A 14262-nucleotide genomic window follows, 5' to 3' on the forward strand; every position below is an offset into this window, starting at 1 on the left:
ATGCAACGATAATAATCGAGAATCCGCGGAGAGTGACAGGCATGAAGCTGACCAACCCCCATCTCGACCATTTTCCGAGTCTGGTCGCGATGTTCTTCGACCGCGCCGAAAGGGGCGGCGAAGATCCGTTTCTCTGGCGCAAGGCCGACCGCGTCTGGCATCCGCTCAGCTGGCGACAGGTCGCGAACCAGGTTGCGGCGCTCGCGCATAATCTCCGCGAACTGGGGCTCAAAGACGGCGACCGGGTGGTACTGATCAGCGAAAACCGCCCCGAATGGTGCATCGCCGACCTCGCGATCATGGCCGCAGGGTGCATCACCGTGCCGACCTACACCACGAACACCGAACGCGATCATCAGCACATTCTCGACAATAGCGGCGCCAAGGCGGTGATCGTGTCGACCGCCAAGCTGGCGCGCACGCTCATGCCCGCGGTCATGCGCTCCGATGCCAATATCGTCATCAGCATGGAAAGCCTGCGCGTGGGGCAACAAGGCGATGTGTCGGTTCGCGACTGGCAGTCGCTGGTAACCGGTGGCGAGGCGTATCTGGACGAAGCCAAGGCGCGCGGCACCGCAATGACGCGCGACGATACGGCCTGCCTGATCTACACCAGCGGCACCGGCGGTGCCCCGCGCGGAGTGATGCAGCATCATGGCGCGATCCTGCACAATGCCGCGGGCGCCGCCGAGGTGCTCGTCAATGATTTCGGCATCGGCGACGAAGAGGTGTTCCTGTCCTTCCTGCCGCTCAGCCACGCCTATGAACATTCGGGTGGTCAGTTCCTGCCGATCATGGTCGGGGCGCAAATCTATTACAGCGAAGGCCTCGAAAAGCTGGTCTCGAACATCGAGGAGACGCGCCCGACGATCATGGTCGTCGTGCCGCGCCTGTTCGAGGTGATCCGCGCGCGGATGATCAAATCGGTCGAAAAACAGGGCAAGCTTGCGAACTGGATGCTGAACCAGGCGCTGCGCGTCGGCGAAAAGGATTATGAGCGCGGTTTGGGCGTACTCGACCGGCCCGTCGATCTGATCCTCGACAAACTGTTCCGGCCCAAGATCCAGAAACGCTTTGGCGGCAGAATGAAGGCGCTGGTGTCGGGCGGCGCGCCGCTCAATCCCGAAATCGGGGTATTCTTCCACTCGATCGGGCTGACCTTGCTGCAGGGCTATGGGCAGACCGAGGCGGGGCCGGTGATCAGCTGCAACCGCCCGAGCGCCGGGATCAAGATGGACACCGTCGGTCCGCCATTGATGAACACCGAGGTCAAGATCGCCGACGATGGCGAGATATTGGTGCGCGGCGAGCTGGTGATGAAGGGCTATTGGCGCAATCCGGCCGAAACCGAGCGGGTGCTGGTCCCAGATCCGGCGGAGCCGGAAAAAGGCGCGTGGCTGCACACCGGCGACATCGGGCATATCGATGCAAAGGGCCGCATCGTTATCACCGACCGCAAGAAGGATCTGATCGTCAACGACAAGGGCGACAATGTCTCGCCGCAGCGCGTCGAAGGCATGCTGACGCTGCAGCCCGAGATTTTGCAGGCGATGGTCTATGGCGACAAGCGCCCACATCTGGTCGGCCTGCTCGTCCCCGACCCCGAATGGATGGCCGAATGGGCCGAAGCGGAAGGGCTGCCGAAAGACCTCTGCCGGCTGCGCGAGCATGAGAAATTCCGCGCCGCGATCCGCGCCGCAGTCGATCGCGTCAATGGCCAGCTGTCGGTGATCGAAAAGGTGCGCAAGTTCGACTTCGCCGAAGAAGCCTTCTCAATCGAGAATGAGCAGATGACGCCGTCGATGAAGATCCGCCGCCATGTGCTGCGCGAAGTATATGCGGATAAGATATCGGCCTTGTATAAAGCCTGATCGTCGATCCCGCAAAGGGCGCGCGCTGCCGGCCTTGGCTACCCTGCCTGAAGGCCCCGCCTTCGCGAGGGCCACGAGTGCTGGAGCAGGCGGGGGTGCGACCCGAAGAGCTCGGCGCAAACCGGTCCCCGCCTGCGACTGAACCGCTGGTTCAGCCAGCATCCCCCGCCGGTTTGCGATAGGGGACGAATTCGCCAAAAACACAGGTCGGGCCGCGAATGCCGCTCGACCGATCGACCAGATGGAAAAAATCGCCGCTGCACGTCGACGATCCGAACTGCCGGACGACCATGATGTCGCTATCGCGGGCCAGCCCGGGGCAGCTGCCCTTGAGATCGTTTCGATACACAAGATTGCTGCCCGAACGATAAAGCAAGATGCTGTCCGAGACGCGGATCGTGTCATTGCTGCGATAACTGGGCAGGCATTTCAACGGCGCGCCCGGAATCTTGCCAGCCAGCTGTTTGTCCAGCCGCTCAGCCTGTTTCGGGGTCAGCGCGGTCGCGCCCGGTTCGGCGGTGCCGGCGGGCGCGCAGCTGGCGACCAGCGGCGCTGCTGCGATTAGCAGCACGGCGCGCATGGAATTCAGCATGGCCATGAAATTGCTCCTAGAGAATATTCTGTATAGACCAGGCGGATGAACGGGCGCTGAAGCCGCAGCATCAGGCGGCGTCCTTGAGCGCGCGGATACGCCCGAGTTCGGCGGCACTTGGCGCCCGTAGAAAGGGATTGGTGGCGCGCTCGTCGCCGATGGTCGTCGGCACCGTCGCTTCCCCCGCCGCCCGCGCCGCTTCGACCGCGGCAAGCCGCGCCGCAAGCGCGTCATTCTCCGGATCGACCGTCACCGCAAAACGCGCGTTCGACAGCGTATATTCGTGCGCGCAGTACACGCGCGTTGCATCGTCAAGCGTCGCCAGCTTCTGCATATTGGCGAACATCTGGTCGGCGGTGCCTTCGAACAAGCGGCCGCAGCCCATCGCGAACATCGTGTCACCGACGAAGATCGCGGCATCTTCGGCAAAATGAAAGGCGATATGCCCGGCGGTGTGCGCGGGTAGGTCCCAAACGCTGGCGGCATGACGGCCGAGATGCACGGTATCGCCGCCAGCGACCTGCACATCGAGCGTCGGTATCCTTGCATATTCAGCCGCCGGACCGGTGATCGTGCAACCCGTCGCCTGCTTGATCGCTGCATTGCCGCCGGTGTGGTCGGGGTGCCAGTGGGTGTTCCAGATGTCGGTGATCGTCCACCCACGTTCGGCGGCGGCTGCCAGCACCGGATCGGCTATGGCGGGATCGACGACCATCGTGGCCTTGCTGTCAGGGTCATGGACCAGCCAGACATAATTGTCGCTGAGCACGGGGATGCGGACGATTTCGAGTGCAGTCATGCGTCGCTCCTTTCGATCACCGGCCTCATGCTCGCAAGACGGAGACGCGGGTGCGCCGCCTTGATTGCGCAGACCTACCAGACGCCGGTGTTGGGCATCGACGCCCAGGGTTCCTGCGGCGGCAAATGGCCATCCTGCAGCAGTTCGACCGAAATGCCGTCGGGCGAGCGGACAAACGCCATATGACCGTCGCGCGGCGGGCGGTTGATTGTCACCCCAGCGTCCATCAGCCGCTGGCACGTCGCGTAAATGTCATCGACGCGGTAGGCGAGATGGCCGAAATTGCGGCCGCCAGAATATTGCTCCGCAGCTGCGCCGTCCTCGGGCGGCCAATTATAGGTCAGCTCAACCTCGGCAACGCCGTCCTGCCCGGGACAGGCGAGGAAGATCAGCGTGAAGCGCCCTTGTTCGCTGTCGAAACGGCGGGTTTCTTCGAGTCCGATCAGCTTGAAAAAGGCGACGGTGGCGTCAGGATCGGTGACGCGGATCATGGTGTGGAGATATTTGGCCATGCCGCCGTTCTACGCGCGAAGGCTGCGTCCTTCAAACATTTCGAACAAGTTTGCGAATTCATCGGGCACCGGCGTCGGCGCGCCCTGCGATTCGGCGACATGCACGCTGACTTCCAGCCCGGTTGCGCGCAGATCGTCTTTCCCCGCGCCGTGCAGTTCGAACAGAAAGGTCATCGAGCTTCGCCCCACCCGCGAGCAGCGCACGCAAATATCGACTTCCTCGTCGAGCAGGATCGGCACCTTGTAATCGACCTCGGCGCGCGCGACGTGGAATTCGGGGCTCGTATGGCCTGGCCAGCGGTCATAGACCCCCGCGGCGCGCCAATATTCGGTGATGCCAATGTCGAAATATTCGAGGTACCGGCTGTTGAATACCACGGCCTGGGCGTCGATTTCGGCGTAGCGGACGCGTTTGATGACGTGGAAACGAAAATCGCTGCGGGCCATGATGATCCTTCAGTTTGACGTTGCGAGCCGCGCGACGGTGTCGATCAGCAGCGCGATGTCGGTGTCGCGCGACAGGCGGTGGTCGCCGCCCTTGACCAGCGTGACCTGGACATCGTCGCTGGCGAGCGCGGCCGACAGTCGCAGGCTGATTTCGGGCGGGACGTCGCCATCCTCCTGCCCATGGAGCAGGCGGACGGGGCAGGCGAGGGGGATTTCGGCATCGAGCAGTCGGTTGGCCTCGCCCGACTGGAAAAAGCCGCGCGTCGTTACATAGGGCTGATCACTGTAGGACGTGTCCTCGCGCAGCTCGCCCTCGGCCAGGATGATCGCCTTTTCGGCGTCGCTGAAACCCCAGTCGGTGAAATCGGGCGCTGCGGCGATGCCGACCAGCCCCGTGACCCGGCCCGGCCCGTGGCGCTCGGCGAGTGCCAGTGCGGTGAGCAACATCAGCCAGCCGCCCATCGAAGACCCGACAATGATGACCGGCCCCGCGGCGCGCGCGTCGATCAGGTCGAGGACATCGCCGCGCCAGTCGAGCAAAGTCTGCTCGGCGAAAAGCCCCTCCGACAGTCCGCAACCGGCATAGTCGAGCAGCAGGCAGGCATGGCCCTCGGCGGCTGCCCAGTCGAACAGCGCCGTCGCCTTGCCGCCCGCCATGTCGGACATATAGCCGGGCAGGAAAACGATCGTCGGCCCCGCTCCTGCCACATGGCGATAGGCGAGGCGCGGCCGACCGCAGCGGTCGAGATAGTCGGGGGTGGTGACTTGCATCACCAATTCGCCCCCAAACCCGTTCGTGTCGAGCGAAGTCGAGACACCCATCGGTACGGCCCCACGCTGACGGGCATCTCGGCTTCGCTCGCAGCGAACGGGGAACCGGATGTGCGTGTCGGTTGCACGCGGATCAGATGACCCAGTCGATTGTGCTCATCTGCATCACGGCCTGACCCTTGGCGCGCCGCTTTTCGACCATGATATGGTTGAGCCGCTGGATCGTGTCGCTGCCGGTGGTGATGCACCAGCCGGGGACGACGGCATGGACCAGCGCGCACAGCCCGCCCCAGATCATCGTGACCCCGAATTTCGATGCGACCCCGAAATGTTCGATGTAATTTTCATCGACGGCTTTGGGATGGTCGACGAACAGGCGCTTGAACATGAAATGGCTCCCTTCCGGCTGCCGCTGCCCTAGCGAGCCAGCGTCTGGCTCGCAAGGGCAGGGCGCGGTGGAGCGCTCAATCGGCGAGGAACGCGTCGACCGCTTTGGCAAAGGCTTCCGGCTGGTCGAGCATGATGAAGTGGCGGCTGCCGGTCACCATTTGCGCGGTGAATTTTGCGACGCCGGCATATTGCGGCTCGAACGCCGCCTTTGCGCGCTCGGCGGGCATCAGGCTGTCGTCCTGCGCATAGAGCAGCGTCACCGGGGCGGTCACCGCGGAGAGTTCGGCGCGCATGTCGGTGGTCATCACATCGTGAAAGACCTGCGCCGTCACCCGCGCGTCGGCGGCGCGCATCCAGCCGGCGATCGCGGTGCGCCCCGCTGGCCGGTTCGACATGCTGCCCGCCATGCTGAGCGGACCAGGATCGCTGAGAGGCGCCGTCGGGGCAGGCTGGCCATGCTGCGCGCGCAGCATCGCCGCCATCTGCTCAGCTTGTGGGCGCACGCTGTCCACCGTCGCCGCGGGGTTGAACAGCGTCCCGATGAAGGGCAGCGCATCGACGATCATCAGTTTGCCAACCTCTTGCGGGACGCGCGCCGCGATCATCAATCCGGTGAGCCCGCCCATCGAATGCCCGATGATCGCGGGCGCGGTGCGCCCCTGATCAGTGATGCAATCGTCAATATAGTCGGCAACTTCGCGCATCATCGGCTCGAGCACTGGCCCCTCGGCGTTGACCCCGGCTTCGTCGCCAAAGCCGCGAATCTGGACGCGGTGCAGCCGATATTTGCCTTTAAGCCGGTCGGCCGTCGCATCCCAGACGACGCGCGGGCTCGACAGGCCGGGGATCAGGACGATATCGGGACCGTCGCCTTCGACCAGCACGGTGAAGCGCTTGCCCTCGGCAAACCCGGTGGGACAGGGCTCGGCGGCATCGGCGCGGCCCGCGATCAGGCCGACCGCAAGAATGAAGATCGCGGCAGCAGACGTACGTCGTTTCATAGCGTTCAATCTTTCAGGAAAATGTCTTCGATCGGCAGGCCGAACAGGTCGGCGATGCGAAAGGCGAGGGGAAGCGACGGATCATATTTGCCCGTCTCGATGGCGTTGACCGACTGGCGCGATACGTCCAGCCGCTCGGCCAGGTCGCCTTGGCTCCAGTCACGCTCGGCGCGCAGGACTTTCAGGCGGTTCCTCACGCACAGTTGCCGATCGTGCCCATGGTGATCTTGTTATAGATTGCACCGATTCCGAGGCCGATAAACCAGAAGAAGGCGGCACCGAAGCCACCGTTTCCTGGTGGCAACAGATCGAAATTCTGCAAAAACTCCCAGATCGTCATCACGGTCAGGCAGAAACCCGTCGCCACCAGACATTGACGGACGAGCAGCATGCGGATGAATTCGTCGGGCTCCTCGATCAGAAACCGCATCACCGCCCAGAACACGCCGATGATCGGCAGCGCAGGGGCGATTGCCAGCGCATAGGCAGGGACGCCGGCAATGTCGGTGTGGCGAAAAATCCGCACCGCGGCGAACAAGGCGATCAGATATACGGTCATCAGCACCGCCATGCGGATCATATAGCGACGGGTCGCCGGACTCTTATACATCGCCATGTCAAGGAACCTCCATAAATTGACAAGGATGCTTTACTACTAGGATGTAGGGATGTCAAGGACGCTTTCCATAATGACAACGTCGCTGTTCAGTTCGTTTTTCAAATGCGCCAGCGCCAACGCAAGCGCGCCGATGGACGTCGGCAAACGGTCGGCACTCGCGCGGTCGGCAATCGCGATCGATCCTTCATGGACCCCCTAGGCCGCCGCCGGCAGGCCAAGCCTTGACAATGCGGACGTGGCCGGCGTGATCCAAATGGCGGGGAAGTTTTCGCCGAAGGAGCCGATGGTGCGCGACAGTGATACATTGTATCATTGCAAGTCCGATTGTGAATCCGCCCCTTGCCGCTCCCACCGCATGCTGGCAAAGGAACCCGGCAATTTTGCCCAGAAAGGCTATAGTTTCGATGTCCCAGATGATCCGCGTCACCCTTCCCGATGGCTCTGTCCGGGATGTCGTGCGCGGGACCACCCCGGCACAGATTGCCGCCGACATCGGACCCGGTCTGGCCAAGGCCGCGCTGGCCGCGAAGATCGACGGCGAACTGCGCGACATCATGCGCCCGCTGGAAGAAGACACCAACCTGGCGCTGGTGACGAGCCGCGACGAGGCCGATGCGCTCGAACTGGTGCGCCATGACTATGCGCATGTCTTGGCCGAGGCGGTGCAGAATCTGTTTCCCGGCACGCAGATCACCTTCGGCCCATCGACCGGCGATGGCTTCTATTATGATTTCGCCCCGACCGCCGAGCATGGTCCGTTCCGCGACGATGAGCTGCCGCAGATCGAAGAAGAAATGCGCCGGCTGATCGCCGCCGACTTGCCGCTGACGCGTGAGGTGTGGGCGCGCGACGAGCTGATCGCCAAATGGCAGGCCGATGGCGAGACCTTCAAGGCCGAATGGGCCGCCGAGCTGCCGCCAGGCGAAGAACTCACGGTTTACCGCTCGGGCGACGGGTGGATGGACATGTGCCGTGGCCCGCACCTTGCCTCGACCGGCAAGCTCGACCCCGCGGCGTTCAAGCTGACGCGCGTGTCGGGCGCCTATTGGCGCGGCGACCAGAAGAACGCCCAGCTCAGCCGCATCTACGGCACCGGCTGGCTCAACAAGAAGCAGCTTGCCGAACATCTCGTCCGCCTGGAGGAAGCGGCCAAGCGCGACCACCGCAAGCTGGGGCAGGAGATGGATCTGTTCCACCTCCAGGCCGAAGCCCATGGCTCGGTGTTCTGGCACCCCAAGGGCTATATGATCTGGCGCGAGCTCGAAGCTTATATGCGCCGCGCGATTGACGGCGCGGGCTACCGCGAGGTCAAGACGCCGCAGGTCATGGACGCGCGCCAGTGGGAGCAGTCGGGCCATTGGGGCAAATATCGCGAGAATATGTTCGTCATCCCCGACGAGGTGCCAAACACCGAGGACGAAGGCCCGATCGTTTCGGACGACGCCGAGTGGATGGCTTTGAAGCCGATGAACTGCCCGGCGCATGTGCTGATTTTCCGGCAAGGAATGAAGTCTTACCGCGACCTGCCACTGCGTCTCTATGAAAATGGCTGCTGCCACCGCAACGAGCCGCATGGCGCACTCCACGGGCTGATGCGCGTGCGCCAGTTCACGCAGGACGATGCGCATATCTTCTGCCGCGAGGACCAGATCGTCGGCGAAGTGCAGGCCTTCTGCGCGCTCGCCGACCGCATCTACAAGGATCTGGGGTTCGAGGGCTATGCGATCAAGCTCGCGCTGCGCCCCGACAAACGGTTCGGTACCGAAGCGATGTGGGACATGGCTGAGACCGAGCTGCGCGCCGCGGTCGTCGCTGCCGGCCTCAACACCCCCGAATATGGCTGGGAAGAATTACCGGGCGAGGGCGCCTTCTACGCGCCGAAGCTCGAATGGCATCTGACCGACGCGATCGGCCGGACCTGGCAGGTCGGGACGATCCAGTCCGATCGCGTGCTCCCCGATCGCCTCGACGCATCGTACATCGCCGAGGATGGCGAGCGCCATCGCCCGGTGATGCTGCACCGCGCGATCTTTGGCAGCTACGAGCGCTTCATCGGCATTTTGATCGAGCATTTCGCGGGCAAGCTGCCGGTGTGGCTGGCGCCGGTGCAAGCGGTCGTCGCGACGATCGTCTCCGACGCCGACGATTATGCCAGGGATGCGTTGGCACAGCTGTCGGCCGCCGGCATCCGGGTCGAATCCGATCTGCGTAACGAAAAGATCAACTACAAGGTTCGCGAACACAGCTTGGCCAAGGTCCCGCACCTGCTCGTTGTCGGCAAGCGCGAGGCCGAGGAAGGCACGGTTGCGATCCGCACCCTAGGTCAGGAAGGCCAGCGTATCATGCCGCTCGCCGAAGCGATCGCGATGCTGAAAGGTGAGGCGACTCCGCCCGACTTGCGCCGTTGATCGCGACGAAGAAGCGTCGCCCGCGCCGATGGCGGCGCGGGCTGTTGCTGCTGACGCTGCTCGGCGTTGCTTTGCTCGCCAAGGGTTATTGGAACGCGGCGCGCGATCCGGTGATCCGCGCGGCGACGGTCACGGTCACCGACTGGCCGGCGGGGCAGCCACCTTTAAAACTGTTGCTGTTGTCGGACATCCATGTCGCGGGCCCCGACATGACGCCCGAGCGGCTGGCGAAAATCGTCGCGCAGCTCAATCGGCTGCGCCCCGACCTGGTGCTGATCGCGGGCGATCTGGTCAGCGAAAAGCGCAGCGCCACCCATATCTACACCGCCGCCGAGGTCATCGCGCCGCTCGGCAAGCTGCGCGCGCCGTGGGGGGTGGTGGTGGCGCCGGGCAATCACGATCATTGGTTCAAACCCGATGCGATGCGCGGCGAATTGGAAAAGCGGGGGTTGCGCGTGTTGCAGAATGAAGCGGTGAAACTCGGCCCGCTGATCGTCGGCGGCGTCGATGACGATTATTCGGGGCACGACGATGTTCCCGCGACGCTCGCTGCGATGGATCGTCTCGGCCCCGGCGTCCCGCTGCTCCTGACGCACAGCCCCGACGTCATTCCCGACGTGCAGCGCCCGGTTGCCGCGATCTTCGCCGGCCACACCCATTGCGGCCAGATCCGCTTCCCCTTCATCGGCGCGCTCACCTATGTGTCACGCTACGGTGACCGCTTCGCGTGCGGCGACATGACCGACAACGGTCAGCGCGTGTTCGTCGGGGCCGGGCTGGGGACCAGCCTGCTCCCGCTGCGCTACCTGACGCCGCCCGATGCTTGGTTGGTGACGCTGGGTCCAAGGGCGCGCGGCAAGTGACCGACCCGCAAACCCTTGTCGGCGTCGCGCCGCTGACCCTCGCCGGCGCGGCTGCGATGACCTTTGGCGCGGCCTATGTGCGCGGGCTCACCGGGTTCGGGATGGCGATCATCCTCGTGCCTTTACTAGGGCTGATCATCACCCCGGGTGAGGCGGTGGTGCTCGGCATCCTGCTGCAACTGCTGATCGGGCCGGTCGGACTGAAGGTGATCCTTGCCGATGCCGATCGGTCGACCGCGGTACCGATTGCGCTGGTCGCGATGGCGGCAACTCCGCTCGGGATGATCGCGCTTGAGGCGACGACGCCCGACGTAGCGCGGTTGCTGATCACGCTGGTGGCGGTTGGAGCGTTTGCCGCGGTGCTGCTGCCCAAACAGCCTGAGGGGCACCGTCCGGGTCGGCTCGCGATCGGTGGAACGGGCGTGGTGTCGGGTATCCTGACGGGCTTTGCGGCGATGCCCGGTCCGCCTGTCGTCCCCTTCTATCTGCGCAGCGCGCTGCCGCCCAAGACGTCGCGCGCATCGATGATGCTGATCTTTTTTGCGACCGCGATTGCCGGGACGCTGGCGGCGCTGTGGGTCGGCATTGCCACCTCACGGTTGCTCATCCTGTCGCTGCTGCTCTTTGCGCCGATGTGGGTGGGCAATTATGTCGGCGGACGCCATTTCGGCCGCGTCGCACCGCATATTTGGCAGGCGATGGTCGCGGTTGTTCTCGGCGTCGCAGCGGTAGCGGCGGTGGTGCGGATCCTGAACTGACACGAACCGATTTTGAAGCTGGTTACAGACTTCGTAGCGCCTGCGCCGGTTTGGCCGACAACAACGGCCAGCTGCCCGCGATACCGATCAGGAACGACAATCCCGCGCCACCAATCAGCGTTGCCCCGACGATCAGCGGATCGGGGGCAAAGGTAAAGTCGAACAGGCTGACGACAACATAGCGCGCCGCAATCAGGCCAAGTCCTAATGCCAGCACCGCCAGCACCGCCGCCAGCACTGCATATTCCATCGCCTGCGCGCCCAGAATCTGGCTGCGTGTCGCGCCGAGCAGTTTCAGGATCACGCTGTCGTACACGCGCCGCTCGCGACTGGCGGCGATTGCGCCGATCAGCACCGCGATCCCGGCAAGAATCGCGATGCTGGCGGCAGCGGCAATGGCCTGACTCATCTGGGTGAGCAGCGTCGTTACCTGCGACACGACATCGCGCACCGCGATCAGCGATGCCGAGGGGAAGGTGCGCGGGATGCTGCGCGCCAGTTCGGCCTCGGCGGCCGGCTCGACCGCAACGGTCGCGACCATATTATGCGGCGCCGCGTCGAAGGTGCCGGGCGAGAAGACCAGCACATAGTTGAGCCCGAAATTGTCCCACTGCACGGTGCGCAAGGAGGCGACCTTTGCCTGCACCTCGACCCCCAGCACATTGACGCTGAGCGTATCTCCGATCTTGAGGCCGAGCGAAGTCGCGACTTCCTCCTCGACGCTGACGAGCGGCGGTCCCTTGTAATCGGCCGCCCACCATTGGCCGCCCACCAGTTCGCTACCGCTCGGCGGCGCTGCACTATAGGTCAGCCCGCGGTCGCCGCGCAGCACCCACGCGCCTTCGGGCAGTTCGGCGAGTTCGTCGACGCGCTGGCCGCGAAATTCGGTGACGCTGCCGCGCAGCGCCGGGATCATGTTGATCTGGGCGTCGGGGGCGGCCTTGGTGACGAGATCGCGAAATTGCGCCGCGCCATCGCGCGGCACGTCGAGCACGAAAAAGCTCGGCGCGCGCTGCGGCACGGTGCGTGCGATTTCGTTGGTGATGCTCGTCTGGATCGCGGCGAGGGTGACGAACAGCGTGAGACCCAGCCCGAGCGCCACCACCAGCGCGCCGGTCGACGCGCCGGGGCGATGCAGGTTGGCGAGCGCAAGGCGCAGCAACGGGCGACGGGGGCGCGGCAGGCGGCTGGCGATGCGGCGCACCAGCCAGCCGAGCCCGACAAGGATCAGCAGCAGGCCGAGCGCGGCGCCGATAAAACCGAGTGCGAACAGTGGCTCCCGCGCGGTGCCGACCGCGAGCGCGACGATGGCAAGCAGCGCAACGGCGACGGCGACCAAGGCAGGCCGGTCGATCCGCGCCGCCTTGTCGACAGTCGCGCGGTACAGCCCCGCCGCTGGGATATGCTTCGTGGCGGCGAGCGGCGGCATGGCAAAAGCGATGGCGATCAGCAATCCATAAGCGGCGCTGACGGCAAGTGGCAGCGGATAGAGCGCGAAGCCGGGACGGACGGGCAGCACGTCGCCGGCAATCGCCCCGATCGCGAACGGCGCCAGCGCGCCGACGACCAAGCCGGCAAAAATCGACACCGCGGCAACCGCCAAGATCTGCAAGCCATAGATGCGCAGCACCGTCGCGCTGTCGGCGCCGAGGACTTTCAGCGTCGCCAGCCCCGGACGTTTGCCCGCCAGATAGCTCGCAACGCCATTGCCGACGCCGATCCCGGCAATGACCAGCGCGGCGAGGCCGACCAGCGACAGGAACTGCCCCATGCGCTCGATAAAACGCCGCGTTCCGGGCGCGCCGTTGCTGCGATCGGTGATGTCCCAGCCTGCACCCGGGAATTCGGCGGTGAGCGCCTCGCCGACCGCTTCGGGATTGACGCTGGCGGGCAGGCGGACGCGATATTTGCTTTCGAACAGGCTGCCGGGCTGGATCAGCTGGGTCGCGGGCAGGTCGGCGATACCGATGATCGCGACGGGGCCGAGCGTGAAGCCTTCGCCCAGCCGGTCGGGCTCCTCGGCGACGACGCCGTCGATCAGGAACGCTTTTTCGCCGAACTTCACCCGTTCGCCGATCTTCAGGTCGAGCCGCGAGGCGAGATCCTTGCCGATCCAGATGCTGCCCGCGGGCGGCGGTCCGCGGCGCGCGCCATCTTCCAGCCGCATCGTACCATAGAGCGGATAGGCAGCATCGACCGCCTTCAGTTCGGACAAGAGCGCGTCACCCGCGGGCGCATTGGCCATCGCGCGCATCCGCACGGTGGACGATGTTTCGCCGGCTTTGCGAAACGCAGCCATTTCTTCGGCGCTCGCTTCGCGCTGCGGAATGCCGAATTCGATATCGCCGCCCAGGATCGTTTGGCCGCGGACCTCAAGCTCGGATGTGATGCCGCGCGTCAGACTGCCGATCGCCGCCAGCGTCGCAACCCCGAGAAACAGGCAGACCGCGAGCAAGCGCAGGCCGCGGATGCGCGTCGCTAGGTCGCGGCGGGCGATCCGCCAGAGGGAAGCGAGCGAGAGCACCTAGGCCGCCCGCTCTTCGATTTTTCCATCGTGCATCACGACAACCCGGTCGCAATGCTGCGCCAGCTCGGGATCGTGCGTGATGATCAGCAAGGTTGCGCCCAATGCGGCGCGGCGCGCAAAGATCAGGTCGATGATCGCATGGCCGGTCGCGGTGTCGAGATTGCCCGTCGGCTCGTCGGCAAAGATGATCGCGGGCGAGCTCGCCATCGCGCGCGCAATCGCGACCCGCTGCTGCTCACCGCCCGACAGCTGCGCGGGATAATGGGTCAGGCGATGCCCGAGCCCGACAGCTTCCAGTTCGGCGGCGGCGCGCGCGAACGGCTCGGCGATCCCCGCCAGCTCTAGCGGCACTGCGACATTTTCGAGCGCCGTCATCGTTGGCAGCAGGTGAAAGGCCTGGAGCACGATGCCGATGCGGCCACGCCGCGCGCGCGCCAGTTCATCTTCGTCCATCGTCGTGAAATCGAGCCCCGCGACGCGGATGCTGCCGCCATTGGCGCGCTCCAGCCCTGCGAGCACCGCCATCAGCGAGCTTTTTCCCGAGCCCGACGGACCGAGCAGCGCCACCGAAGCGCCCGCAGGAACCTCCAGGTCGACGCCGCGCAAAATTTCGACGGGGGCCTTGTCGCTGCCGAGTGTCAGCGTCACATTGTGAGCGGCGATCGCCAAGTCAGGCGAAGGTCGAGTGTCGGGCAAGGAGAGAA

Annotated in this window: 15 protein-coding genes; 4 read left to right on the forward strand and 11 right to left on the reverse strand. The window is 64.7% G+C overall.

All coding sequences use genetic code 11. The annotated features are described in order from the left end of the window. Window positions 1-41: 41 nt before the first annotated feature. A complete protein-coding gene (locus IPF76_RS20150; protein WP_293847463.1) occupies window positions 42-1871 on the forward strand; it encodes an AMP-dependent synthetase/ligase in 1830 nt (609 codons plus the stop codon). Window positions 1872-2022: 151 nt separating this feature from the next. On the opposite strand, the gene IPF76_RS20155 is transcribed toward IPF76_RS20150, so the two are convergent. From IPF76_RS20155 to IPF76_RS20195, 9 genes are all read right to left on the reverse strand, one after another. Beyond that, entirely contained in the window at window positions 2023-2469 is a 447-nt protein-coding gene (locus IPF76_RS20155) for a hypothetical protein (protein ID WP_293847464.1), read from the reverse strand. A 64-nt stretch (window positions 2470-2533) separates the two neighbouring features. Next, window positions 2534-3262 (reverse strand): hydroxyacylglutathione hydrolase, encoded by a 729-nt coding sequence (gene gloB / locus IPF76_RS20160; RefSeq protein ID WP_293847465.1) that lies wholly within the window; start codon window positions 3260-3262, stop codon window positions 2534-2536. A gap of 74 nt (window positions 3263-3336) precedes the next feature. Beyond that, window positions 3337-3774 carry a VOC family protein gene (locus IPF76_RS20165; protein WP_293847466.1) on the reverse strand — a complete coding sequence of 146 codons (438 nt, stop codon included), beginning with the start codon at window positions 3772-3774 and terminating at the stop codon, window positions 3337-3339. 9 nt (window positions 3775-3783) lie between these two features. Further along, window positions 3784-4221 carry a thioesterase family protein gene (locus IPF76_RS20170; protein WP_293847467.1) on the reverse strand — a complete coding sequence of 146 codons (438 nt, stop codon included), beginning with the start codon at window positions 4219-4221 and terminating at the stop codon, window positions 3784-3786. Between the two features lie 9 nt (window positions 4222-4230). After that, the gene (locus IPF76_RS20175; RefSeq protein ID WP_293847551.1) at window positions 4231-4992 is read right to left on the reverse strand and encodes an alpha/beta hydrolase; all 762 of its coding nucleotides are present in this window, start codon (window positions 4990-4992) and stop codon (window positions 4231-4233) included. 133 nt (window positions 4993-5125) lie between these two features. Then, window positions 5126-5380: a DUF6356 family protein gene (locus tag IPF76_RS20180; RefSeq protein WP_293847468.1), complete on the reverse strand. Its 255-nt coding sequence runs from the start codon at window positions 5378-5380 to the stop codon at window positions 5126-5128. A 76-nt stretch (window positions 5381-5456) separates the two neighbouring features. After that, entirely contained in the window at window positions 5457-6383 is a 927-nt protein-coding gene (locus IPF76_RS20185) for an alpha/beta hydrolase (RefSeq protein WP_293847469.1), read from the reverse strand. Window positions 6384-6388: 5 nt separating this feature from the next. After that, window positions 6389-6580 (reverse strand): helix-turn-helix transcriptional regulator, encoded by a 192-nt coding sequence (locus IPF76_RS20190; RefSeq protein ID WP_293847470.1) that lies wholly within the window; start codon window positions 6578-6580, stop codon window positions 6389-6391. Beyond that, entirely contained in the window at window positions 6577-6999 is a 423-nt protein-coding gene (locus IPF76_RS20195; RefSeq protein WP_293847471.1) for a hypothetical protein, read from the reverse strand. The genes IPF76_RS20190 and IPF76_RS20195 overlap by 4 nt, the downstream gene beginning before the upstream one ends. A gap of 407 nt (window positions 7000-7406) precedes the next feature. Here IPF76_RS20195 and thrS point away from each other — a divergent pair, with 407 nt between their 5' ends. The 3 genes from thrS to IPF76_RS20210 are packed head-to-tail and all read left to right on the forward strand — an operon-like array spanning window position 7407 to window position 11031. Continuing rightward, window positions 7407-9410 (forward strand): threonine--tRNA ligase, encoded by a 2004-nt coding sequence (gene thrS / locus IPF76_RS20200; RefSeq protein WP_293847472.1) that lies wholly within the window; start codon window positions 7407-7409, stop codon window positions 9408-9410. Window positions 9411-9454: 44 nt separating this feature from the next. Further along, window positions 9455-10273, forward strand: a complete 819-nt coding sequence (locus IPF76_RS20205) for a metallophosphoesterase (protein ID WP_293847473.1) — start codon at window positions 9455-9457, stop codon at window positions 10271-10273. Continuing rightward, window positions 10270-11031, forward strand: a complete 762-nt coding sequence (locus IPF76_RS20210) for a sulfite exporter TauE/SafE family protein (protein ID WP_293847474.1) — start codon at window positions 10270-10272, stop codon at window positions 11029-11031. The genes IPF76_RS20205 and IPF76_RS20210 overlap by 4 nt, the downstream gene beginning before the upstream one ends. Window positions 11032-11053: 22 nt before the next feature. Here the strand turns inward: IPF76_RS20210 and IPF76_RS20215 are convergent, their stop codons facing one another. Beyond that, on the reverse strand, window positions 11054-13555 hold the full coding sequence (locus IPF76_RS20215; RefSeq protein ID WP_293847475.1) for an FtsX-like permease family protein: 2502 nt from the start codon (window positions 13553-13555) through the stop codon (window positions 11054-11056). After that, window positions 13556-14254: an ATP-binding cassette domain-containing protein gene (locus IPF76_RS20220; protein WP_293847476.1), complete on the reverse strand. Its 699-nt coding sequence runs from the start codon at window positions 14252-14254 to the stop codon at window positions 13556-13558. Between the last annotated feature and the right edge of the window lie 8 nt (window positions 14255-14262).

The organism is Sphingopyxis sp. (assembly GCF_016704835.1).
Lineage (GTDB): Bacteria > Pseudomonadota > Alphaproteobacteria > Sphingomonadales > Sphingomonadaceae > Sphingopyxis.

Coding starts and splice junctions, on each gene's coding strand:
- IPF76_RS20150 (WP_293847463.1), top strand. CDS start 42: ATGAAGCTGACCAACCCCCATCTCGACCATTTTCCGAGTCTGGTCGCG.
- IPF76_RS20155 (WP_293847464.1), bottom strand. CDS start 2,469: ATGGCCATGCTGAATTCCATGCGCGCCGTGCTGCTAATCGCAGCAGCG.
- gloB (WP_293847465.1), bottom strand. CDS start 3,262: ATGACTGCACTCGAAATCGTCCGCATCCCCGTGCTCAGCGACAATTAT.
- IPF76_RS20165 (WP_293847466.1), bottom strand. CDS start 3,774: ATGGCCAAATATCTCCACACCATGATCCGCGTCACCGATCCTGACGCC.
- IPF76_RS20170 (WP_293847467.1), bottom strand. CDS start 4,221: ATGGCCCGCAGCGATTTTCGTTTCCACGTCATCAAACGCGTCCGCTAC.
- IPF76_RS20175 (WP_293847551.1), bottom strand. CDS start 4,992: ATGCAAGTCACCACCCCCGACTATCTCGACCGCTGCGGTCGGCCGCGC.
- IPF76_RS20180 (WP_293847468.1), bottom strand. CDS start 5,380: ATGTTCAAGCGCCTGTTCGTCGACCATCCCAAAGCCGTCGATGAAAAT.
- IPF76_RS20185 (WP_293847469.1), bottom strand. CDS start 6,383: ATGAAACGACGTACGTCTGCTGCCGCGATCTTCATTCTTGCGGTCGGC.
- IPF76_RS20195 (WP_293847471.1), bottom strand. CDS start 6,999: ATGGCGATGTATAAGAGTCCGGCGACCCGTCGCTATATGATCCGCATG.
- thrS (WP_293847472.1), top strand. CDS start 7,407: ATGTCCCAGATGATCCGCGTCACCCTTCCCGATGGCTCTGTCCGGGAT.